Annotated in this window: 25 protein-coding genes and 1 pseudogene; 10 read left to right on the forward strand and 16 right to left on the reverse strand. The window is 37.8% G+C overall.

All coding sequences use genetic code 11. The annotated features are described in order from the left end of the window. The 7 genes from DSM106972_RS22660 to DSM106972_RS22695 all read right to left on the reverse strand — a co-directional run. On the reverse strand, positions 1–526 hold a 526-nt coding region (locus DSM106972_RS22660), incomplete at its 3' end, for a hypothetical protein (protein WP_201800769.1). 634 nt (positions 527–1160) lie between these two features. Next, the gene (locus DSM106972_RS22670) at positions 1161–1970 is read right to left on the reverse strand and encodes a hypothetical protein (protein WP_127082845.1); all 810 of its coding nucleotides are present in this window, start codon (positions 1968–1970) and stop codon (positions 1161–1163) included. 45 nt (positions 1971–2015) lie between these two features. Further along, positions 2016–3578, reverse strand: coding sequence for a GMC family oxidoreductase (locus tag DSM106972_RS22675; RefSeq protein WP_127083049.1), 1563 nt, complete (start codon positions 3576–3578; stop codon positions 2016–2018). 251 nt (positions 3579–3829) lie between these two features. After that, positions 3830–4867 (reverse strand): methyltransferase, encoded by a 1038-nt coding sequence (locus DSM106972_RS22680; protein ID WP_127082846.1) that lies wholly within the window; start codon positions 4865–4867, stop codon positions 3830–3832. 14 nt (positions 4868–4881) lie between these two features. After that, positions 4882–5544: a ScyD/ScyE family protein gene (locus DSM106972_RS22685; RefSeq protein ID WP_233787325.1), complete on the reverse strand. Its 663-nt coding sequence runs from the start codon at positions 5542–5544 to the stop codon at positions 4882–4884. Positions 5545–5735: 191 nt separating this feature from the next. Beyond that, positions 5736–5918: a hypothetical protein gene (locus tag DSM106972_RS22690; RefSeq protein WP_127082848.1), complete on the reverse strand. Its 183-nt coding sequence runs from the start codon at positions 5916–5918 to the stop codon at positions 5736–5738. A 385-nt stretch (positions 5919–6303) separates the two neighbouring features. Then, complete coding sequence (locus DSM106972_RS22695; protein ID WP_127082849.1) at positions 6304–7122, reverse strand: DUF3102 domain-containing protein; 819 nt, start codon at positions 7120–7122, stop codon at positions 6304–6306. Positions 7123–7518: 396 nt separating this feature from the next. Between DSM106972_RS22695 and DSM106972_RS54965 the strand changes: the two genes are divergently transcribed. The 7 genes and pseudogenes from DSM106972_RS54965 (at position 7519) to DSM106972_RS22720 (ending at position 13076) form a co-directional block, all read left to right on the forward strand. Beyond that, the gene (locus DSM106972_RS54965; RefSeq protein ID WP_267901142.1) at positions 7519–7650 is read left to right on the forward strand and encodes a hypothetical protein; all 132 of its coding nucleotides are present in this window, start codon (positions 7519–7521) and stop codon (positions 7648–7650) included. A gap of 461 nt (positions 7651–8111) precedes the next feature. Next, positions 8112–8627, forward strand: coding sequence for a hypothetical protein (locus DSM106972_RS22705; RefSeq protein WP_127082850.1), 516 nt, complete (start codon positions 8112–8114; stop codon positions 8625–8627). Positions 8628–9027: 400 nt separating this feature from the next. Beyond that, the gene (locus DSM106972_RS54970; protein ID WP_267901143.1) at positions 9028–9150 is read left to right on the forward strand and encodes a hypothetical protein; all 123 of its coding nucleotides are present in this window, start codon (positions 9028–9030) and stop codon (positions 9148–9150) included. Positions 9151–9259: 109 nt separating this feature from the next. Next, a complete protein-coding gene (locus tag DSM106972_RS22710) occupies positions 9260–9856 on the forward strand; it encodes a hypothetical protein (protein WP_186538634.1) in 597 nt (198 codons plus the stop codon). Between the two features lie 110 nt (positions 9857–9966). Then, on the forward strand, positions 9967–12186 hold the full coding sequence (locus DSM106972_RS22715) for a S9 family peptidase (RefSeq protein ID WP_127082851.1): 2220 nt from the start codon (positions 9967–9969) through the stop codon (positions 12184–12186). Positions 12187–12258: 72 nt separating this feature from the next. Continuing rightward, a pseudogene (locus DSM106972_RS55855) lies at positions 12259–12465 on the forward strand (hypothetical protein); the annotation flags it as partial. Between the two features lie 248 nt (positions 12466–12713). Further along, positions 12714–13076 (forward strand): beta/gamma crystallin-related protein, encoded by a 363-nt coding sequence (locus DSM106972_RS22720; RefSeq protein WP_127082852.1) that lies wholly within the window; start codon positions 12714–12716, stop codon positions 13074–13076. Positions 13077–13314: 238 nt separating this feature from the next. Here DSM106972_RS22720 and DSM106972_RS22725 read toward each other — a convergent pair whose 3' ends face one another. Further along, positions 13315–13641 carry an AAA-like domain-containing protein gene (locus DSM106972_RS22725; protein ID WP_127082853.1) on the reverse strand — a complete coding sequence of 109 codons (327 nt, stop codon included), beginning with the start codon at positions 13639–13641 and terminating at the stop codon, positions 13315–13317. 268 nt (positions 13642–13909) lie between these two features. Here DSM106972_RS22725 and DSM106972_RS22730 point away from each other — a divergent pair, with 268 nt between their 5' ends. Then, a complete protein-coding gene (locus DSM106972_RS22730) occupies positions 13910–14521 on the forward strand; it encodes a hypothetical protein (RefSeq protein WP_127082854.1) in 612 nt (203 codons plus the stop codon). A 14-nt stretch (positions 14522–14535) separates the two neighbouring features. Here the strand turns inward: DSM106972_RS22730 and DSM106972_RS53690 are convergent, their stop codons facing one another. Continuing rightward, positions 14536–14706 (reverse strand): hypothetical protein, encoded by a 171-nt coding sequence (locus DSM106972_RS53690; protein ID WP_186538632.1) that lies wholly within the window; start codon positions 14704–14706, stop codon positions 14536–14538. 519 nt (positions 14707–15225) lie between these two features. Between DSM106972_RS53690 and DSM106972_RS22735 the strand changes: the two genes are divergently transcribed. Continuing rightward, positions 15226–16515 (forward strand): DEAD/DEAH box helicase, encoded by a 1290-nt coding sequence (locus DSM106972_RS22735; RefSeq protein WP_127082855.1) that lies wholly within the window; start codon positions 15226–15228, stop codon positions 16513–16515. Positions 16516–16963: 448 nt separating this feature from the next. On the opposite strand, the gene DSM106972_RS22740 is transcribed toward DSM106972_RS22735, so the two are convergent. From DSM106972_RS22740 to DSM106972_RS22755, 4 genes are read right to left on the reverse strand one after another with little or no spacing between them, the layout of a single operon-like run. Further along, a complete protein-coding gene (locus DSM106972_RS22740) occupies positions 16964–17704 on the reverse strand; it encodes an amino acid ABC transporter ATP-binding protein (RefSeq protein WP_127082856.1) in 741 nt (246 codons plus the stop codon). 2 nt (positions 17705–17706) lie between these two features. Beyond that, a complete protein-coding gene (locus DSM106972_RS22745; RefSeq protein WP_127082857.1) occupies positions 17707–18717 on the reverse strand; it encodes an amino acid ABC transporter permease in 1011 nt (336 codons plus the stop codon). A 4-nt stretch (positions 18718–18721) separates the two neighbouring features. Further along, entirely contained in the window at positions 18722–19639 is a 918-nt protein-coding gene (locus DSM106972_RS22750; protein WP_127082858.1) for an amino acid ABC transporter permease, read from the reverse strand. Positions 19640–19666: 27 nt separating this feature from the next. Then, on the reverse strand, positions 19667–20716 hold the full coding sequence (locus DSM106972_RS22755; protein WP_127082859.1) for an amino acid ABC transporter substrate-binding protein: 1050 nt from the start codon (positions 20714–20716) through the stop codon (positions 19667–19669). Between the two features lie 335 nt (positions 20717–21051). On the opposite strand from DSM106972_RS22755, the gene DSM106972_RS22760 reads away from it, so the two are divergent. After that, positions 21052–21651 carry a hypothetical protein gene (locus tag DSM106972_RS22760; protein ID WP_127082860.1) on the forward strand — a complete coding sequence of 200 codons (600 nt, stop codon included), beginning with the start codon at positions 21052–21054 and terminating at the stop codon, positions 21649–21651. 136 nt (positions 21652–21787) lie between these two features. Here DSM106972_RS22760 and DSM106972_RS22765 read toward each other — a convergent pair whose 3' ends face one another. The 3 genes from DSM106972_RS22765 to DSM106972_RS22775 form a co-directional block, all read right to left on the reverse strand. Then, positions 21788–22426, reverse strand: coding sequence for a peroxiredoxin (locus DSM106972_RS22765; protein WP_127082861.1), 639 nt, complete (start codon positions 22424–22426; stop codon positions 21788–21790). Between the two features lie 209 nt (positions 22427–22635). After that, positions 22636–22803, reverse strand: a complete 168-nt coding sequence (locus DSM106972_RS55390) for a hypothetical protein (protein ID WP_186538630.1) — start codon at positions 22801–22803, stop codon at positions 22636–22638. A gap of 179 nt (positions 22804–22982) precedes the next feature. Then, positions 22983–23888, reverse strand: a complete 906-nt coding sequence (locus tag DSM106972_RS22775; protein ID WP_127082862.1) for a metallophosphoesterase family protein — start codon at positions 23886–23888, stop codon at positions 22983–22985. Between the last annotated feature and the right edge of the window lie 46 nt (positions 23889–23934).

Below are 23934 nucleotides of genomic sequence, written 5' to 3' on the forward strand. Positions count from 1 at the left end.
CAGTGACATCAGTAACTATACCGCCATCAATTGGAGACGTTACGTCTTGCAAATTAAATGAAACAATATCGCTGATATCGCCATTTGAGGTTAGGGTGACAGTATTATCAAATTGGAAAGGAATAATTTTTGGTTCTACATCTAGATTCACGCTTAATGAGTCTAGCACTTTAGAAAGACCTAGATTGCAATCATTTAGCAGTTCTGAGGCGAGATTGCGATTGATGACTTCAAAAAGGTCATTGGGATTATATGGATAATTAGTTAGATAATCTTTGGCTTTATCTGCTATAGTACCTACTTTTTTAAAGTCACTAGGGTTTATTCCATCAATATAATCAAGAGTAATGATGACATCCGCATTTTCTCTATTTGTAACATCAAGCGGGATATCTTTTAACTGAAACGAAGTAATATTGTTATTGTTAATGTCTAGGTCTGATGTCAGAGTATTTGTATTACTAAATAGGGAAGGAATAGTTTTTAACTCTAAATTTGCATGTTTCGTTGTGAGAATATTTTTCATGGATTTTGTACTATTTTATGTGGGAATTTAATTTTAATTAATATTAAATTGACGATTAAATAGATTTAATTGCAAATTGTTGCGGTCAACAGTGGTAAAACTTATCGTCTTACATATAACTGCTGCTCTAAACTCACTAGTATGACAGCATTATAATTGAATCGTTTGATAAAAACACTTAACTAAAGTTAAGTTGCAATCCAATAAATAATTAAAAATTGTAAATTTCTTGCTCTTTTTAAAATACTGGAGTTTAGACTAATTTGACCTATCAAGCCGCCAAACCCTTATCCAGACAGCCTTTAATGGTTTTAAAGCTTGTTTCAAGTCTAAAGTCTAGAATCATTACTAGGCAAGGCTTTTAGCCTGAAAAATCTAATTTAGTCTAAACTCCAATAAAATATGAAAGTAGAAGAATGAATGCGGTCAATCAAATTTACATCAATCTCTACTTCTCCAGATGATTGTTGTATTTGACTACGTAACTTTTCTATTTCTGCTTCGAGTTCCGGCGCCGATACTGCACGTAACTGTTCAATTTCTGCCTGTAATTAGGCAATTTTATTTTGGGTGCGATGAACTCTAATAAATCTTTTCCTTTATTAATACTTCTGTACGCAACAACCCAACTATGTTAAGTAATACCTAGTTGCTCTCTAATCTCTAAAATTGGCTTATTGTAATAAAGCTCAAAGTCAAGACTGTTAATATTTTTAGTTTTTACTTTTTTACCATACTCAAAGCCTAAGTAGAATTCCTGAAAATGTTTTTTAGTAAACTGATACTTCTTAGGATAAAATTTAGAAGAGATAAGCTTGAACAAGGCAATATGAAACCATTTAGTATTTGAATCATTACCCATTGTAAAACCTACAATGAAAGCTTCATCATCTAAAGAAAATCCGCGTTTGAGTAATAGATGTAAATAATCATGTTTGTAAAGATATATTTTTCCAGGTAAAGATAATGGGCTATCAGGATTCTCTAATAACCAAACCAGGAAGGGTATTTTAGATTGTGGGTCTCCATCCATCTCTTCATAAGCGCTTCTCAAAGTCTGATTAGTTTGTAAAGCTTTTTCTAAACGTTCAGTTGTAAGATGAATTTTATCTGATAAATGCCCTTTAACTGGTTGCCCACGCCAATAGCTTGGTTGTCTAGCCGGAACAAGAATACTATCTCTTTTTTGTATGATTGATTCATGTTTTACGTTGTTGCGTTTCTGAAGCAAATAGGTGGAGCGCCCCAGAGGCAAGTTGAGCCAATGATCCGATATAGCGGGAAGTTTCATTTCAAAGGATGAAGTTAAAGAACCTTGGCATTGATCAACCAAAATGCCACTCCAGCCTAATTTCCGACTCGATAAAACCAGCGTTTTACCCAACCGTTGGCTGAGTGAGATTAGTCTAAGCAAGTTAGGAATCGCAGATTTTGTGTTCAGCATTTGACTAAATCCTATTTGGAAGAATTTATTCACACTCCTTACTATTCACCAAATGTACTTTTTACCACTGTCGTGTTGTTTAAAACTGTGCTTTGCGGCTTTAATCAGATCGGCTCCTTTTTCACCAATCATAATCGCGGGTGCATTTGTGTTTCCTGTGGTGATAGTTGGCATAATTGACGCATCAACAACTCGTAATCCTTCAATCCCCCGTACCTTGAGCTGAGGATCGACAACCGCCATCCGATCTATACCCATTTTGCACGTCCCAACAGGATGCCATGCTGTATTGCACGTTTGCCGAATATAATCTCGGATTGCTTTGTCGCTAGACACTTCAGACCTTGGAGCAATTTCCTCGCCCCGAAACTCATTAAACACACCCGAATGGATAAGTTGACGCGAAATTTTAAGTCCTTCAACCATCAGTTGCATGTCGGATTCATTCTGAAGATAGTTTACCCGAATCAACGGTGGGTCAAAGGGGGAGGATGAACGCAGTCTCACGCTACCACGACTTTGGGGGTGGGTGACGTAATAGGTAATGGTAAATCCCGGACCTTCACGTGCAAAGGCAGGATCGACAAATAAGATCGGAACAAATGTAAACTGTAGATTGGGCGCAGCATCTAAATTATTGTTGGTACGCAAAAATAACCCAGCCTCTCCCCCATTACTACTAGGCGCCAGGGGCTGGTCTTGAGTAGACTGGTAACCAACAACTGCAAGTGGGTGATCTTGAAGATTCTGGCCGACACCCGGCAAATCAACAACCACAGGAATGCCGGAAGCCTGGAGATGATCAGCAGGTCCAATTCCAGAAAGCATTAGCAGCTTAGGGGAATCGAACGCACCAGCACTCAAAATCACTTCGGAGTTGACCCTAACTTGATATTCCGTTCCATTTTGGACATACGCTACCCCAACCGTGCGCTTTCCCTCGAAGAGTAAACGAGTCACCAATGCTCCTGTTTGAATGGTCAAGTTGGGGCGCTCAAAGATCGGACGCAGAAACGCCACTGCTGTACTTTGGCGCTTGCCATCTTTCACGGTCACTTGGTAAAGTCCTGTACCTTCCTGCTGTACGCCATTGAAGTCGGAATTTTGCTCATAGCCCTGTGCAATCGCGGCTTCTACAAAGCGTTGCGATACTGTTGCAGGAGAGAGTGGATCTGTGATGTTAAGCAGTCCATCAACCCCATGAAATAACGATGCTCCCCGCTGCTGGTTTTCCGATTTCTTGAAGTAAGGTAAAACATCCTGATAACTCCAACCTTGATTACCTAACGCTTGCCAACTATTGTAGTCGCGCTCATTGCCTCGTATATAAATCATGCCATTAATCGAACTGCTGCCGCCCAAGACTTTACCGCGTGAAGAGAAAGTTTTGCGGTTATTTAAGTATGGTTCCCTGAGCGTGAAGTATGCCCAGTCCACTTCGGAGCCTAAGAGTGTAGGCCACGCTGAGGGAACTTGAATTTCTGGCTTGGTATCAGGGCCACCCGCTTCGAGCAGCAATACTCTGGTATTAGGGTCTTCTGTAAGACGGTTGGCAACGACACTGCCCGCTGAACCAGCACCTATCACAATGTAATCATATCCAGACATTTCATGTTTTCTAGAGCCAGCATTCGCAAAACGAGCAGAAGTTAGTAAGGTGACTAAACTAGTAGAGAATAGAGCGTATGATTGAATAAATTGACGACGGTTATAAGGCTTATAAAGCAAGGACTCCTCCTATCTTAGATTATCTAAGAATTTATTGGTTTGTCTTAAGTGCTCTTGTATTTTTAAAGTATCGCATCCAGGATTTTCGCACAACTAAAAAAGTCTTCTTAAAAGAGCCGCACCCAATTGATTTACGGACGTACTCCCTCAATAACGCTTTGCCAAGAGTTTGTAGAAATAATTTTTGTTAGTTGTAAGCCACTAGCTTGGAAGAGGGCTTGATGTTGAGCTTCTGTTCGTTCTTGTCCCCCTGTTAGCACTAACATTTCCAAATCGAGAAGTTTGGCAACAGAAGACTCATTTCCTGGGAAAATTACAGCTTCTACGAGGAGCAACTTCGCATTCTTTGGCATTGCTTGGTAGCAATTATTGAGAATAGTAATAGCTTGCTTATCATCCCAATCATGGATGATATTTTTCATAATATACGCATCAGCACCATTAGGAACCGAAGAGAAAAAATCACCAGCAATAAGTTGACAGCGATTTGCAACACCAAAAGCTTCTAGTAAAGGCTTGGCACGTTCGAGAACTGGTGCTTGATCGAAGAGAATACCTTGCATTGTTGGATATTTTGTAAGAATTGCGGCTATTAAGCTACCTTGTCCGCCACCAATGTCAACTAATTTCTGAATAGAGGAGAAATCATAAGCGGCAAGTACGGCATCTTGAATTGTTGCTGAGTAATTAGTCATTGCACCGTCAAACAGTTCAGCTGTTTGAGGGTTCTGAGCTAAGTAATCAAAAAGTCCCATATTGTAGACGTGCCGAAATGCAGTCTCACCTGTTTTCACAGTATGTAGTAGATGACCCCAAGGCTTACGGTATACATCTTCACTTCTAATAATGGCGCTAGCACGCATTGAATTGGAAATGTCAGTTTGCAGACAGGAACCCAAGGGAGTTAACTCAAATCTTCCATTTAAGTCCTCTGCAAATATTCCAATACTAGCAAGCGCGCGTAAAACTCTGTAGAGAGATGGTGCATGAGAGTCAGTAATTTTTGCTAGCTCTTCACTACTTTTTGCACCATCTTTGAGCAAGTCAGCGATACCAAGTTTGGCTACTACATGAATCGATTGTGAAATGCGATAGCTGGTCACTGATTGTAATACTGCCATCGCTCTTGACACATCGTTAAAGTTTTCGGGATGATCTGGTAGAAACATTAGTAAATATAATATTAGTATTTTTTGCCCAAAATGCTTGGAGTATACCGATTGAAAGGATTTTCAAACCGAATAACTTCACCTTCTCCTGGAGTAAAGCCTTTGTTAGATATATAAATATTGTTGTCAGAACCAATCGTTAATCCAGTTGGAGAAATTAGATTGTCACTTGTAATTGTAAGACAAGTATTTCCTTCAGGAGGCAAATAAACCAGGGCGCCTTTTGAATCTCCTGATGCTATACCATCTGAGTCGTATTCTAAGACAAATAAACCACCAGATTTATCAAACGCCAAATCTACAATGTTGGTAAAACCATCTGCATAAACTTCTTTTTTACCATCAGAGTCGATTCGGAATATCTGTGCTTGTCCTTTGGGAAATGGATTTCCTGTTAATTGACTTACGTATAAGGCGCCATCAAGACCTGGAGTAACTGCGGTTGGTACTGCTTGATAAGACACTTCTTCTCCTGTCGTTCGATTCTTAGTTTTGCTTGTGGGGAAAACATTATCGACTTTAAAGTTACTACCATTAATGTTTAAGCTTAGTAAATCATTGCCACCCGCATCAATTACATAAGCTGTATTTCCTTGAATTAGCAAATCGTAAGGGTTAGTAATTATGTCTCCTCCATCGGGATTATTGTTCAGTTCATAAGCCGCTAAATCTGCCAACCTTGTAATTGCTAACTGTTTAAAGAAGGAGTAGAAACGTTAACAGGAATTACGTAAAGAAACCCGGTTTCTACGCATTCATTGTCGCAGACAAATCGTCATTTTTACGACAGGTTATCGACTTATCTTCCCGGTTTCTAAGATTTTTGCGTAAGTCTTAGTTAAATGTAACGTTTCTACTAAAACAAACACTAATCGGGCAAAATATTATTGTTATTTGCAACTAACGCACGGTTGAAAGTGAGAGGAAGGTTGCTAAAACCTAGTTGCGCGCGCAAGATACACTGCTTACTTAAACGCAGATGGCAGGAAACGTAAGTAGTTTCTTTGAGAGAAGAGTTTGCTTGGCTTAAAGATGCTTGATTGTTGTTCATAATAAAACTTCCTAGTCGTTGTAAAAATTGTGGGAATATTCTAAGGTAACACAAATCTCAGTTGAATCTATTACTAACGCAATTGTTCAAATAGTTGAGTTAAGTTTGAGACTATCTTATCTTGTTTTTGCGAATGGCTTATGAAAGTAAATATATTTTAATGATTGAAACTTTACTATCTATCAAAAGATTAGTATTTTTCAAAATTTAGTTTTATTAAAGATTGATTAACAAACTAATTATTAATTTAAATTAATATAAATTAATTTAGTACACATTTATTAATTGCCATGTAAAACTTAACTTTAAGATAGTATTTTTTGAAAGCTATTAGATTGAATAAAAATTATTACATATACTGTAACTCATTTAAAATCTATAATTGTCAAGCATTTAGTACCTGTTGAGATGCAGTTATTATAGCTGATAAATGAGATTTGCTTAATCCAGTATTTGCAGCTATTATAATTATTTTAGCTAATTGCTCCGGTGTTAAGCTTTTAATGCTAATTGCAATTTCATTAAGTGCGGTATCTGATATGTGAGAAATAGCAACTTGATCTTTTATGGCAGTCAATGTTTGTGTGCTACCATTATAAATATCTTTAATAGTATTTGCGCTTTGCTTTTCTTTCAATACTACATTCATCTCTAACTCTGGCGATGACAGTGAATGTGTTTCAGTAGTAGTTTGTAATGGTTTTATAACCTTGACTCGATTGTTAGACTCACGTATTATGTCGATTGTTTTCTTATATTCATTAACAATTGACTTTGCCTTACTATAGCTGATATTTTCACCATTAGAAGCGCGCTCTAACACTTCAATTCTTGCTTCAGAAGGTGTAGAAGGGGCAGCAAGCAAGTACAAACTTGAAACAGCAATATTCAAATGTGTAAAATTTACGCATTTGAAATGAAGAGCAACCTGCATAAACTTGGTAGCAGTTGATACACTCCAATTAAACTCAAACTGAAGCCAATTTCTAAAGTTTCCATGTCCTAAATGCTGCTTTACCTCAATTAGCTTCTGCCCAATATCAATAATATCTTGATAGCTACGGCGCACCAGCATTTTAATTTCAGTCGCGCGTTGTTGAACAACTAACTGCGTTTCAGATTCCAAAAGGCCATATTCAAAGTTTAGAGTTTGCTCGGTTGATAAGTTTGTTAATGGTTGAGAGCATAAATTGTCCTGTTTCATATTATACTTACTCCGTTTCGCAGTAGTAATGGCACTTTGGAAATTAAGTCATATCCCTGAAGGTGGACTTATGAATTAAGTCTTAGAAACTGAGAATATGAGTCGATAGCTTGTAGTAAAAACAATGATTTTGAGCAGAGACCAGGTTTACCCAGCCTAAGTTCTATATCTATTGAACAGAAGTTAAACTTCAAAAACTGACATGCATCTTATATTAATAGGCGCACATCCCTTCGCATTATGCAATTGAGCGATACTTAAATTAAATCTCACCAAGCTTATATGGTGAGTGGGGCATCCAGTTTTGACTGTATAAGTACCCAGCTGATGAAATAGCAGATGCGGCATTTTTTCTTGCGACATGTGGCTATGTAACAGGGCAAATTATTCAAATTGATGGCGGGTGGACTGCATAGACGCTTGATTTTGATTGTTGATATTATAATTGAGAGGGAAATGACTGTAAAACTTCCTGATGGTTTTATTACTCACCTGATGGTACGGGCGCCAGGTAATTTTTTAGATTGATGGTACGGGCGCCTGTATCACCATACCATTATTAGTTTTGAAGATGGTACGCGCTTTGTAATGCTTGCTGTATTAGCCTTGTCTTGAATATGTAATACTCTTGACTTTATGGTGGCTATAACGATATTGTTGCTACAGGTTTGCAGAATACTTAGATATTTGGAGATTTAATTAATTCAGATAATTGCAAGCGCCTGTAATAAATAATTTCTGCTACTTCATTTTTCCGAATCACTACGTTTCTTATTTATCATTTCGGAACTGTAAATTGAGTACGCTTGCTCATATTTAAGAAAAAACCCTGTTTTATTGCCAAGCGCTACATCAACTTTAACAATTTGTTTAATTAACGTTCTATATAAACAAAAAGTGCATAAATCGAGTTCACTTACACCTATTTAATAATATAGCTGAATTATGCCGTTATGCAGCTTGGAGTTATATGAAAGGAGCGTTCTAATATGTTCGTGAGAAATTTTATCGCTATTTGCGTCTTAAGTTGTAGCCTTCCCATTATCGCTTCCGCAGCTTCGATTGACAGCATTTATACCGATCTCTCATCTAATCGCTGCAAAACCATCGAAATTGATAAGGAGACTGGCGATTCTGTGCGGAAATGTCCAGGAGTAGCGGGTTATAGCCTACTGGTTCAAGATTTTGATGGGCGAGAGTCTGTTACCGTACTGACAGCAGACGGGCAGCGGCATTCGCTCAATTATCACCAGGTGATCACGAGGGGGGGTTTCTCTAGCTTGGCCCAAAAAGCAGAATGGCGAGTAACAAGGAGAAAAGGGAAGGTGCTGCCCCGAGCCTTGATCGTGCGAGTGAATGCTAATGAATCCACGTCCTATTTGGCGGTAGCGAAGATCGCAGCAGAGAAGGTCTGTGTAACGCAGAAGGTGGAAGGTGGAGCAAAAGCGAATGAAGAAGCGCGGCGAGCAGCGGATATTTCAGCACAGAAACCTTGTCTTGAGTAACAAATGCAACTAATATAGTAATCCTAAATCATTTGTAAAAATTGTGCGTTGTAGAGACGCGATTTAATCGCGTCTGGGGTGTGAGTAGCAGTATAACAGAAAACCGGGACAGGCTCCGACAGTTATCCCGGCACCTGCTTTATAGTACTCATGCTCGGTTGCGTTTCATGTCCGCGCATAAATTACAAATGGTGCCGACCCTATATCAAGTGCGTACATTAATTTTTCACACAGCTTCAAAGCTTTGCCCAGCCAGGATTGCACAATCTATCTAGGAGCGAATCAGATAAAATCTGAGGCAGCTTGATATTGCTGACTGCATAAACTAATTTTGCCACCCCTACTAAACTTTAAGCGTTCCCACATCTAAAATCAAATTCAACTTTTTAGGAGTAAAATCATGTTTAACTTTAACAAACAACTAGCGACTGTAGCACTTTTAACTGTGGCTTCGATGAGTGGAACAATGTTAACAGCAAATTATGCATCTGCCCAATCTAATTTGAGTTTGGACAAAAAGTGATTGTTAGCGTATTAATTTCGCAAACAATCTTTTGATTAGCATTATTTATACTTACTAATTTTAAGAGATAATGTGAGTTTTTGGTGATATGCAAATGGAGAATTTTAACATGATGAATTGTCGTTTCGTCCTAGTTATTACAAGTTTAGTACTTTTAAATACTGGCGTACCAAATTATTCTAACCTACCAGTTTTAGCACATAATAAGAATATTTTAAAGAAGCAAAATTCAATAACAGTTGCACAAAGGTGTGGGAACACGGAAGCGGTTAAACCCAGTAAAACAAGTAAAACAGTAAGATTTCCCAAATTTGGTATCAAAGTTAAAATTCCTTCTAATTATAAAACATTTCCTCGTAAAGACGGTTCTATAAGCATTCTTGATCCAGGCTCGTATGAAGCAGTTAGATGTCAGGCGCCTCATGGTCTATATTCATTTAACATTAAACTATTACCCAATTCTAAAAATTTATCTTTACAAGCATTTGCTAAATCTGCTTATGAAGGTCAACTAAAAAGGGTATATGACTATAATCAAAATAATATACGGGCACTGCTCATAGACTCAGAAAGTGGTTACAGTGCTTATGGAATTTTTAAAGTGCGCGGTGTTAAAGGCATAGTAGAAATGAATGCATCTTGTGATTGTGATGTTAGCAGAACAAATATTATTGACTACCTTAAAGTCACAGAGTTAATTAGATAAAAACTAATTATGAGTTAGTTATTGATTTAAACAGGCGCCAATGCAGCACTCCGAAGCGGCACCTAATTTATAAAACAAAAAAAGTCCAAACTATCTATTAGAGACATCTAATGCTGAAAAAAGATCTAAAAAAATTATTTGCAATTTCTTTAGTTTGTACAGTATCATTAAATGCTTGCGTTACAGCAGGTAAAACTCTGGAAAAACAAGCCCAACCTGAAACAGAGTTATTATTTTCTTTCAATAATAAGGCAGCCACAACACAAGTAAAGTCTATTCAACCACCACTGGCGCCAAAAAAACCCCATCAAGAAGTTCGTCATGGTGAAATTATCCGCGATGATTACTTTTGGTTGCGCGATAAAGAGAATCCGGAAGTATTAAAATACCTGAAAGCCGAAAATGCATATACTGAGTCCTTAACTGCTAATTTAAAACCGCTGCAAACACAGTTGTATCAGGAAATGCTGGGACGAGTACAGGAGAATAGAACTAGCGTCGCTGTACAATTGGGAAGTTATCTTTACTACACGCGCTACGAAAAAGGTAAAAATTATCCTATTCATTGCCGCAAAAAGAACGCGAATGCTAAAGAAGAAATGTTATTAGATCAAAATCAACTTGCGGCTCGTGAGAAGTATTTGAACGTTAGCATATTTAATGTTAGTAACGATGGTAATTTGCTTGCTTACGCGATTGATACCAAAGGTGATATTCGTTACAATCTCGTTGTAAAGGATTTACGGTCGGGAAAAATACTGTCTGACTCAATTCAAAATATTACTTCGCTAACTTGGGCAAGTGATAATACATTATTTTATGTTACCGCAGACCAAATGACTAACCGTCCGAATACTTTATGGCGCCTCAAATTAGGAAGTACACCGCTTCATGTGATTGAAGAAAAAGATGTAGAATTTTCTTCAGAAGTTAGTCGCACTAAAGATAAAAAGTACATTTTATACACAGTCAGAAGTAAAGATACTAGCGAAACACATTACCTTGATGCAGCTAAACCCAAGTTTAATTTGCAAACCATCTCGAAACGTGCGAAAGGGTATGAGTACTCAGTTGAACACCGTAATGGATTGTGGTATAAAATCACTAATGAAGGTGTAAATAATCAAAAAGCTATCAATAACCGAATTGTAACTTTACCTGTTGGCAATTCTAAGGGTGCCGAACAAGAGTTTTTACCCCATAATCAAAGTGTATTGATAAATGGTATTGACTTGTATAAAGATTTTGCGGTTGTATCGGAGAAAAAGCTTGGTGTAAATAGATTTTTAGTATATAGTTTTAAAACTAAAAAATGGCGTGAAGTTAATTTTGCTGATAGTGTTTACACTGCTTTTTTAGGAGTCGATCAAGAATTTACAAGTGAGATTATTAATCAACCGTTTGATTCTAATTCTTTTCGCTACACTTATACATCCTTGATTTTACCGACAACTGTTTACGAGCAAAACCTTGCTACAGGTACACAGAAGATAATTAAGCGCAAACAAGTTCCTAAATACGATGCAAGTTTATATACAACTGAAAGAGTATGGGCGCCAGTTCGAAATGGTGTGAAAGTTCCCTTATCTATAGTTTACCGTAAAGGTGTTGAGCGTAATGGTCAGGCGCCTTTGTTAATGTATGGTTATGGTGCATACGGTTTAGAACAAAAGGCAGAATTTGATAGCAATTTAATTAGCTTACTTGATAGAGGTGTAATATATGTCATTGCTCATACACGTGGTGGGGATGAATTAGGCAAGCAGTGGTACGAAGACGGTAAGTTGATGAACAAGAAAAACACTTTTAATGATTTTATTGATAGTGCCGAATATTTAATCAGTAACCGTTGGACATCGAAAGACCGTTTACTAATTAGTGGTGCAAGTGCAGGTGGTTTACTCATTGGTACTGTCGTCAACATGCGTCCCGACCTTTTCAAAGCAGCACATCTCGGTGTGCCTTTTGTAGATGTCATGAACACGATGTGGGATGAAAGCTTACCATTAACTACAGAAGAATACCTCGAATGGGGCAACCCACACTCCTTAGCTGCCTACGATTATATGCGTGCTTATAGTCCTTATGATAATTTGGCGGCTAAAGCTTACCCTGCAATACTTCTCACCACCAGTATTAATGATAGCCAAGTTGGATATTGGGAACCGACAAAATACGCCGCCAAATTGCGTACCTTAAAAACAGACAATAATCCGTTGTTACTAAAAATTAACTTAGAAGCAGGTCATCAAGGCGCCAGTGGTCGTTACGAGGTACTTAAAGACATTGCATTTGAATACGCTTGGATGCTCTCACAAGTTGGATTTTAATTACCTTCCAACTTGCACGTAATAAAATCCTTGTAGAGACGCTCCGGAGCGTCTCTACATTATGGTCAACCAGCAATAAGTCCAGATGGCAAAACTTTAGCTTCTGCAAGTTTAGACAGAACCATCAAATTGTGGAATTTAGATTTAGATGATTTAGAGAGCAATATCAAACGCGGCGCTAACTGTCCGGCACCTGTTTTATATTACTTATGCTCAGTTGCGTTTTATGTCGTGCATAAATTAGAGGTGGTGCCAGCCCTATCTCAAACGCTTACATGAGTTTTCCACATAGCTTCAAAGCTTTGCCCAGCTTTTATTTCACAATCTGCCTAGGAGCCAATTATATAAAATCTGAGGCAGCTTGATATTGCTGGCTGCATAAATTAATTTTGTCACCCCTATTAATAAGTAGAACGAGAAAGTTCATTCCGCTTATTGGTAATTAAGCAATGCGATTTTTAATTTTGCAGTCCTGTTTAATTCTATAAGTGTATACACCAAAAACACATAAATTAAAGGAAACAGCTATGTTTACAGCTAATAAATCCAATCAAGGTAAATTCAAGCACATTACAGCAATAGGACTATTAATAGCAAGTGCAGTAGGTGGATTTGCTCTTCAGATAGTTCCTGTGTCTGCTCAAAAAACAACAGATGTAATTTTATATGAAGGTAAGAATTTTACAGGGCGCGCAATTAGACTGACTAAGGGAGTAGATAGCTTAGGCAGATTTAATAATAAAACTTCATCTATCAAGGTTCTGAATAATCAAAGATGGCAGTTCTGGGCAAAACAAAATAAAAAAGGTCGTAGCATAATTCTATCTCCTGGTAATTATCCAAGTATCAATTTAAATAATAATATTGAATCTTTAAAAGGACTCAAATAATTTATAATTATTTGAAAGTACACTCCGTAAACACAATTTCTAATTACGGAGTGCAGTATCATATGTACTAATAATATGTTTGGGTATGACCAGACCCAAAACAGAGACCGTATTAATACGGTCTCTACAATGCACAAATTTCATTCATCCCCACAAAAACTCAAAATATACACCCTATTTTTCTCTACAGACAATACAAATTAAATCCAATATTATAGAAACGTGAAATGTTCCAGTTTTATATCTCTCCTAACTGTGATGAAAAATATTGACGATATAAATTACAACTCGGACTCCAATCATCGCTTTGTGTCTTGATTAACCCCATGCTTTGTAATTTAAATGCCTCCTTAGATTTTAGCCTTACTGGTGCGTTTGTCATAACTACCTGCCGAAAAGTCGCAGCGAGTTCTGGGTGTTGCTGTAAGTTCCACAAATGCTGTCGCAAAGGCACGCGGAATGGACTGACTTCTGTCGATGCTATTTGTAAAAGTTTTTCTAAAGAAACTTGCTGACGTTTAAGATAAAAGTTTTGAGTTTGTCTGAACTCTAATAAATAAGTAATTGCTGTTGCTTCCTATAAGCAATTAGAAGTTAAAAACATTTGATTTAAAGCAATGAAAGCAATGAAATCTAATTTTGTAACCTATAAGGTTGCTAGCACCCCTATGTTAGCCATTTCCGCTTTTTCTTGTTTATCTATATTCGGCCTTGACCTGTGCAAGGTTCTTCAAAGACAGAAATGGTCGTGGTCAGTCATTTTCATTATGTCAGACTAATAGTTAACCGCTGAAAATCTAACTTAAAAAAGCAAATATTCTTGGAGAAATTACATGAAATTCTATTTACCAGCCATCTTTTTGGCATCAGTTGTTTTATTACCTGGTTGTGTTTCAAAGGCGCCAATAGCATTAAATACTCCATTAAGCTCACCTGTTAGTTCTACTTCTACAGTTGAACAAACTCCAACATCGGTTACAAGTAATTGGTACACCTACACAAGTCAAGATAATAACTATACTGCACTATTTCCTACTAAGCCAGAAGAAAGAATTCAATCTGTAAAAACAGCGACAGGAAATGTTAATGTCAAACTTGCTTTTTATAAAGATAAACAACAGAATATGACATATTTAGCAAGCGATATTAAATCTGATAAAAAAATTCCCGAAAGTGAAGTTTCAAAGGCGTTAGATGAGTTCAGAGATGGTCAATTAGAACGTGGGAACAAAGCTGTAATAAATGAAAAGAAAATAACAATGAACGGATATAGCGGCAAAGAATTCATAGCCCATAGCAGCGAGAAAAATGTTTATCATCGAGCAAAAATATTTTTTGACACTAAAAATTCAACCTTTTATCAGATAATAGTGGTCGCAAGCCAAGAAGCAGATATAAATTCGCAATCAACAACAGCTTTTCTTGATTCACTCGCAATTAAATGATAAATCTTTTACCCCTACCAAATTGTAACTTGTAGAGACGTGGAAACCTCCAATTTAAGAGCAGTCATTAAGCCCTTGTCTCTATTGTAGGTTGGGTTCCGTTCCTCCACCCAACCTACGATTTTTCGCGTTTGTAAGCTATCCCTTGTAATATTGGAAAGGCGCCGACTTTGAAAAAATTTCATTTTATCGGCAAATTCACTTCACTTTATGCGCGAATTTGACTAAAAAAATTACGAATTTCATTTTATACGCGTTCACGAAGTGTACCGCAGGTAATTGCGTTGCCTGAAACCCCTATAAATTCGTTTCCAGGATTTTACTTTATGCGCGAACCCACAGAAGTGCGGAATGTGGGTTTTAATAAGCGGTAGTGATGAAAAGACCTTGGAATAATACATCTAATCAAAAACAAAAAAATAATTTTGGGGTTAGCAATTCATTGACAACATCAAATAATAAGATACATGTCCAGGGTTATTAGCGTAAAGATGGAACTTATGTGAAAGCTTATACGCGCGAAAAATAAGTTAAGGTAGAAAAATGTGAACCGTGGTTCACATTTTCACAGGCACCAAATATAGAAAGTTGGTTTATTTGGGTTTTTATGTGCTATTATTGATGGCTGCGGCACTCGCGATAACGTCTTGGCATACTGGCGCCAACCGAAGGCGCATGGGTCGATGTTATATAACGTGAGTATTATGTCTTTTTCAACACTTGGTTTGTCGAATGAAATAATCCGTGCTGTGACTGAGCTAGGATATACGCAACCTACACCGATTCAAATGCAGGCAATTCCTGCTGTAATGAAGGGGAATGATTTATTAGCGGGTGCCCAAACGGGTACGGGGAAAACCGCGAGCTTTACTCTACCTTTATTACAACGGTTATCTGAAAGTAGCCATAAAAACAGTCAAAGCGAGGGATATCCACCAATTCGAGCATTAATTTTGACACCAACGCGCGAACTCGCTGCACAAGTACAAGAAAGTGTTTATCAATATGGTAAATATCTAAATTTGAGGTCGATGGCAATGTTTGGTGGTGTAAACATCAATCAGCAAAAACGACGCTTGAGGAATGGTGTAGATATTGTGGTTGCTACACCTGGGCGCCTTTTAGACCATGTGCAGCAGGGTACAATTAATTTATCAAATATTGAGTTTTTAATATTAGATGAAGCCGACCGAATGTTAGATATGGGCTTTATTCGTGATATACGTCGCATTTTGAAGCTTTTACCTAGAAAACGACAGAATTTACTATTTTTTGCAACGTTCTCCGACGAAATAAAAGGACTTGCCGCAAGTTTACTTAATCATCCTACAATGATTGAAGTGGCACGTCGTAATGTTACCGCTGGTACGGTGACGCAAAAAGTATACCAAGTTGATGGTAATAAAAAGCGTCAATTACTATCTCATTTAATAAAACAAGACAAATGGTATCAAGTACTGGTATTTACGCGCACTAAGCATGGCGCCGACCGTTTGGTTGAACAGTTAGGACAAGACCGTATTCAAGCGTTGGCAATTCACGGCAATAAAAGTCAGTCAGCTCGTACATTTGCTTTAACGAAGTTTAAAAACGGTAGTTTACAGGTATTAGTTGCAACAGATATTGCCGCAAGGGGTCTTGATATTAATGAATTGCCCCATGTCGTCAACTTCGATTTACCCAACGTCCCATCCGATTACGTTCATCGTATTGGTCGTACAGGTCGTGCTGGTGCTTCAGGTGAAGCTGTATCGTTGGTATGTCCCGAAGAATCTAAGCTGTTGGCAGACATTGAAACACTAATCGCGATTAAATTGCCAAGGGAAACAATTACTGGTTTTAGTTCTAACCCAGAAACTAAACCTGAAAAAACTTCAGATAAACGCAAAATGCAACCTAGAGAATTCAGTCAACGTACAAACCGAGTTGGCGCCAAATCAGGTACAAAAAAACCAGGAACACGCGGTAAAATCAAACGAGAGCGACCGAAGTAAAACATCTTCCCAATGTCATGAGTCGGCAATGTCATGCTGAGGAACGAAGCATCTCCCAATGTCATGAGTCGGGCAATGTCATGCTGAGGAACGAAGCATCTCCCAATGTCATGAGTCGCAAACGTAAAGGTAAAGCAAAGCTTTTCCCGCAGGCTAGAATTTTTATAAATGCTACCCTGCGGGAAACTAAGCATGATATATCTAAATTCATCCCGCATTTATGCAACGCCAGATTTCGCTATTATTAAAACGGTTAAAAATTAATGTAACGATGTTAAGTGTTGGACTGGCGCCGACGTGTCAAGAAGCACTATATCTATTATTGGCATCTGAATGAGTTGCTTCAACAAGTCCTGTGAGATGCTTCGTTCCTCAGCATGACATTTGGGAGATGCGCGCGAAAGCGGGAAAACTGCGCCCTTCGTACCTCAGCATGACAAGTCGGACTTTACAGTATTTGTGATAGGAATTTGCGGGTGCGTTCTTGGGTGGGGTTTTGGAAAAAATTAGTAGGGGTTGCTTCTTCGACTATTACACCAGTATCCATAAATATTACTCGGTCGGCGACTTCACGCGCAAACCCAACTTCGTGGGTAACGACGACCATTGTCATACCATCCGCAGCAAGTGTTTTCATGGTCTCTAAAACTTCACGCACCATTTCGGGGTCGAGAGCAGAAGTTGGTTCGTCGAATAGCATGACTTTGGGTTGCATAGCTAAAGCTCTTGCGATAGCAACTCGTTGTTGTTGTCCACCCGATAGTTGTCCTGGATATTTTTGTGCTTGTTCTAATATTCCAACTCTCTCAAGCAACTGCATAGCAACTTCATTCGCTTTCGCTTTCGACCATTTTCTTACCCATATCGGCGCCAGTGTAATATTATCGAGTACAGTTAGATGTGGAAACAAATTAAACTGTTGAAACACCATCCCCACATCTTTACGAACAGCGTCAATATTCCGCAAATCATCAGTCAAAGCAATACCATCAATTTCAATACGTCCCTGCTGATGTTCTTCCAAAGCGTTAAAAGTACGAATTAAAGTTGATTTACCAGAACCAGACGGTCCCATAATTACAACAACCTCTCCTCGGTGTACCGTCAAACTCACACCCCGTAAAACCTGAAACTTTCCATACCACTTTTGAACATTCTCAGCAACAATAACAACTTCTTGTGTATTCATATTTACCTCTGACCAATATTTAGCTGTTTTTCTAAACGTTGAGAAATTAAAGACATCGAATAACAAAACACCCAGTAAAGCAACCCAACAAACAAATAAACTTCAGCATATCTATTCAAAAACTCCGGTTGAGCTAAAATAGAGCGAGAAATTCCCGTCAACTCCAACAACCCAACAATAGATAACAGCGAAGTATCTTTAAACAAACCAATAAACTGACCCACCAACGCAGGAATAACCGCCCGCAAAGCTTGAGGTAAAATAATTAGTAACATAATATAGATACTATTTAACCCAATAGCTTTACCAGCTTCAAACTGTCCACGAGGTATAGACTGAAGACCACCCCGAACATTCTCTGCTAAATAAGCAGCGCTAAATAAAGTCAAACCTGCAATACCTCGCAATACCCTGTCCAACGTAATATCATCGGGTAAAACCAAAGGTAACATCACCTGAGCGATAAACAAAATCCCGATTAACGGTAATCCCCGCACTATCTCAATATATAGGATACAAAAATTTCTCACCACAAACAACTTACTCTGGCGCCCTAAAGCCAAAAGTACACCCAAGGGAAACGAAATAACTATACTAGTTACAGCCATTACCAAAGTTAGCAGTAAACCGTTCCATAAATTACTGTCTGCTGCTTGTAGTCCCAAACCACCACCAATTAACCATAAAATAATAGGAAAAGATATTGCCCATCCTAATGGTAGCCACTTGTTTGGTATTTTCTTAACCAAACTCCCTATAGTTACACTCGTTAAACCCAAAATAATAAATATTGATACCCAGATTCGCCAATACATTTGCTCTGGATAACGACCGACTAGAAATAGCTGTAGGTTGACAGCAATAACTTTCCATTGCGCGATAAACAATATCCAGGTAAAAATAGATTTGGCGCCCCAAACAAGCAAGAATACACAAACAATAGTTAGAATACTATTGTACCAGGTGTCAAATAAATTTTTCCGCAACCATTTTATAATGTCATTTTGATTCACTTGCTTATCTTTCCTTAAGTTGAAAGGAACGGTTTAATGTGTTCATTGTTAAGGAGATAGTCAAACTTATAGTTAAATAAGTTATCATAATTAACAACATAACTTCTACTGCTTTACCAGTTTGATTAAAAGTGGTAGAAGCAACGAAGTAAATATCAGGATACCCAACTGCAATAGCTAAACTAGAGTTTTTGGCTATATTTAGATATTGACTAGTTAAAGGTGGAATAATAACTCGTAAAGCTTGAGGAAGAATAACTAACCGCATAATTAACCCCGGTTTTAAACCCAAAGCACGTGCAGCTTCCCATTGTCCTCTAGCAACCGACTGAATACCTCCTCGAATAATTTCTGCAATAAACGCACCCGCATATAATGTTAATCCGAGAATTAATGCAGATAGCTCTGAAGAAATTTCGAGACCAAAAGGTAATTGTGTACCTTTGTTATTAAGATTGATTAAACCAAAGAAAGAAATTTGATTTTCAAGTTTTGGCAAACTGATAAAAACGGCAAAATACCAGAAGAACAATTGTAAGAGTAGTGGTGTATTCCGTAATACTTCTACATAAATCAAAGCTAAATTACGCACCAACCAATTAGTCGATAATCGTGCGATTCCAACAACGGCGCCTACAATTGTTGCTAAAATAATTCCAATAATAGAAACTCGTAGTGAATTTAGTAACCCAACTAGTAACGCATGATAATAAGAATCAGTAGGTTTGTAAGGAATAAGAGTTTCACCAATATCAAAAGAAGCTTGCGATTGTAAAAAATCAAACCCAAACCCAATTCCCAATAGTTCTAAATTATATGTTAGGTTATCCCATAATATAAATACGACAATAGCAACAGTAAAAACAGAAATTAATTGAGCGGCAATGCTTAGAAAACGTTGGTTGCGCCAAAAAGGAGTCATAATAGATTTTAAATGTGTGATGAAAAATTACCTAAAAGGTGGAGCAAAAAGAATTCCACCTGGGTTCCAAAGCTTATTTTTACCTCGTTCTAACTTCAATTCAGAGTTTTTACCTAAATTGCGGTCATAAACTTCGCTATAATTACCTACATGTATAATAATACGTTTTACAAAGTCATTAGAAAGTCCGGCGGCTTTTCCTAAATCACCTTCTGTACCTAACAAGCGCTTAATTTCTGGATTATTACTATTTGCTAATTGATTAACATTTTGAGAATTAACACCCAACTCTTCAGCATTAATCAAAGCGTTGATAGTCCATTTTACCACATCAAACCATTTAGTATCACCATTTTTAACAGCAGGCGCCAAAGGTTCTTTCGATATCAATAAATCTAAAACTGTATGTTCATCAGGTTTAGATAAAGTAGTGCGTCGAGAAACCAACTGCGAACGGTCAGAAGTAATAGCTTCACACCGACCTTGCTCATAAGTTGTAAAAACAGTATTAACATCTTCAAACACAATAGGTTTATAACTAATACCTCTTTGTCGCATTTGGTCGGCTAAATTTTGCTCGTTGGTAGTTCCAGTTTGCGTACAAACAGATTTACCTTTGAGGTCTTCTAAACTTTTAATATTACTATTTTTCCTAACCATAATACCTTGACCATCGTAAAACACCACAGGTGCAAACTCCATACCAGTAGAAGTATCTCGACTAAAAGTCCAGGTGGTGTTACGACTTAATATATCAACCTCACCTGTTTGTACAGCAGTAAAACGTTCCTTCGCGTTTAAATTACGGTATTCAACTTTTTTCGGGTCATCAAATATGGCAGCAGCAATAGCACGACACACATCGACATCCAACCCTGCATATTCCCCGTTTGCCTTTACAAAACTAAACCCAGGTAACTGTCCACTCACACCGCAAACAAGTTTACCCCGACTTTTAATTGTATCTAACCTACTTACAGTAGTAGTATTACCACCTCGCAGGCGCCTGCTGCAAGCAGTCATTGAAAGCATTACCGCTAAAATAGCAAATAATAAATACCATTTTCGATTCAACATTTATCCAACAACTCCTTTATGAGTATGTTAATAACTTTCTGATAGACCAAGAATATTACTATGATTTACTCTAATTAAGCTGGATTTTTATGCAAAATCTCGTATAAACCTGGTTTTTTGTTGGACATCCTCCAAGAAAAATGACGATTTTCCCTAAAAACCAGGTTTTTAAACATAAATCAGTCTTTTTTAAAATATTGTACGTGTCAGTATAACATCTGGCACAAGTAACCATGTATAAGAATACAGTTATATTATTTTGATTTTAACTAGCGCGCGGTGAATCGTACCAATACAAGCGCGCGGTATAATGACGTTAATGAGGAAAGAGCAAAATGACAGCTAACCAGCCGGATTCAGTAGAAACTAGATTGAGCCGTCTTGAAACCTTATTCGCGAACGTAGGTGAAATGGTAGCGGGACAAAACAACGCTATTAATGCTTTGACAGTAAGGATGAATCAGCAAAGCGACGCTATCGATACATTGACAGTAAGGATGAATCAGCAAAGCGACGCTATCGATGCATTGGCAGTAAGGACGAATAATACTATTGATAACTTAGCTTTAAGGACGAATAATACTATTGATAACTTAGCTTTAAGGACGAACAATGCTATTGATAACTTAGCTTTAAGGATGACCAACGCTATTGATGACTTAGCTTTAAGGATGACCAACGCTATTGATGCCTTATCAGTAAGGACGAATGAGCAGAGCGATACTATTGATGTGTTAGTTGAAAATATTAAAGAGGTGATTGAGAATTATCATAATTTAAGCGAGCAAACAGATCGTAGACTTAGAGAATTATCAGAACAAGCTGCCCAAGATAGACAGCAAGCAGCGATTGACCGTCAAGAGTGGCGAGAAGAGTCACAACGAATATGGGAATATCTTTCACAACAAGGTGGAAACGGCAGGCAAGGCACATAGCCATGATATCGTAATTGCGGCGCCCTTATTTTTCCAGTTCCAAAGTGCGTCTAGCATGATGACATTGATGAGGTTTCTATAAAAAAAGGCGCCTTCATTGAATAAATGGCGCCAAATTATGTTATTGAAAATATAATTACTTGTTGGGTTGAGGTGTCATACGCAGGTAAGGTTTAATTTCTTGATAACCTTTGGGGAATTTTTCCTTGAGGACTTCGGGGTCTTTAAGGGAGGGGACTATTACACAGTCTTCACCGTCTTTCCAGTCAGCTGGTGTTGCTACACTGTAATTGTCGGTTAGTTGTAATGAGTCTATTACACGCAAAATTTCGTCAAAGTTACGTCCTGTACTAGGAGGATAGGTAAATGATAGACGTAATTTTTTTTGTGGGTCGATTACAAATACAGAACGTACCGTTACTGTAGCTGCTGCATTTGGGTGAATCATATCGTAAAGTTCTGAGACTTTACGGTCAGGGTCAGCCAAAATAGGGTAGTTGAGTGATGTGCTTTGAGTTTCTTCAATATCACCTACCCAACCGTTGTGTGAGTCAACGTCGTCTACACTAAGGGCAATTGCTTTAACGTTACGCTTATCGAATTCGGGTTTGAGCTTTGCGACGGTTCCTAGTTCTGTGGTGCAAACTGGTGTAAAATCTGCTGGATGCGAGAATAAAATTACCCAGCTATCACCAGCCCAGTCGTAAAAGTTGATTTCACCGTGGGTTGATGCTTGAGTGAAGTTTGGTACTGTATCGCCTAAACGGAGAGCCATGAGAGATTCCCTGTACTTATGAAGCCATAATGTCTACTTAAAGAATCATGCCATAAAACCCGGTATTCCGACTGGACTAACGCTGTATGTTACAAAATTTTAAGTATTGTTTCAATTTTGTTTGCATTTTAACATATTACTATAGAAACCTGGTTTCTGTAATAATATTATAATAAAAACGACAAGTTTGCATAGAAACCTGGTTTCTGTCAAGCATTGCGAATCATCCAAATTAAAGCAGAAAGAATAAAATCGATGGGGGGAATGGAATATTCTGATAAATCAAAGGTTACTGTGTTTTGTTCGAGCTTCATAAATCGCCATTGAGTACCACTAGTAACACTTCCATAAATAGTGTTTACAGATTTATTTTTCATTTTATTAAATCGTTGGGCAGCAACCATTTCTGCTACACACTGTCCAATTCCAGACCTTAAATCGGATTTTTTTGCCTCTACAATTACAACTACTGGAGCATCAATTTCTATGTTTTGAGGGATAATTGGTATATAGTTATAGTAAACTTTAATTTAACCAAAACCCTCAAACACATTTGTTAAGCAGTTTTAATTGGGATGATTCCTTTATCGAAGATTTGATTATCGGTTCCTATACCTGATACTTCGATTTTGTCTGCGTATACTTTATATGCGGCAAAGCTGAGTTTTTCTGCGGAATAAGCTGTCCATTCGTTTTTCCCTACGGGTCGAGTTCCGGCGCCTCCTCCACAAATTAGATATGTAGTACCATTAATGGGGATGGTGCGTTCGTAATGGTGTTCGTGTCCGTTAATATAGAGTTGGACATTATGCTTGGTAAAGATGGGTGTAAAGGCTTTGATAAATGCTGGGTTGCTTCCATATACACCCGATGCATAAATAGGATGATGCCCATATACTATCTTCCAAGGCGCCTTTGATTTACTGAGTTCTGTATCTAACCAAGATAGTTGGGTTTGAAAGTCAGCATTACCGTTGGTATCAAGCACAAAAAATTGTACTGGTCCACGATTATAGGTATAATAGCGTCCGCCGTAGTTAAATGCAGCATATTTTAACTGTAAGTCACCGTTGGCAGTTCTAATATCATGATTACCTAAAGCGGCTTGGAATTTAACGCCTTTTTTTAGTAGTTCTGCATAGGGACGCTCGAATACTGCGTTAATTTTTTCGATTTCGCCATTTGTGTAGATATTATCCCCTGCTAGCACTACTAAATCGTAAGGGTTTTGAGTATGGTAGTTAGTCATAGCTTTTGCTACCGCATATTGTCCATTGTCACCTGTACCTGTATCTGCCACAGAAACAAATTGATACAACACTTTATTCTCAGGTACAACAGGTTTGGTAACTTGAACTGAGTTACTATTTCGCACTTTTATTGCTGTAGCACAACCTGCAAAACCAGCGGAGATAGTACCAACCGTGCTGAGTAATAGGAATTCACGTCGTTTGAGATTCATAATAGTTGATTATAAATTGTACGTTTTTAACGAAATTGGGGCGCAG

Origin of the sequence: Dulcicalothrix desertica PCC 7102 (assembly GCF_003991905.1) — a bacterium.
Classification (GTDB): domain Bacteria; phylum Cyanobacteriota; class Cyanobacteriia; order Cyanobacteriales; family Nostocaceae; genus Dulcicalothrix; species Dulcicalothrix desertica.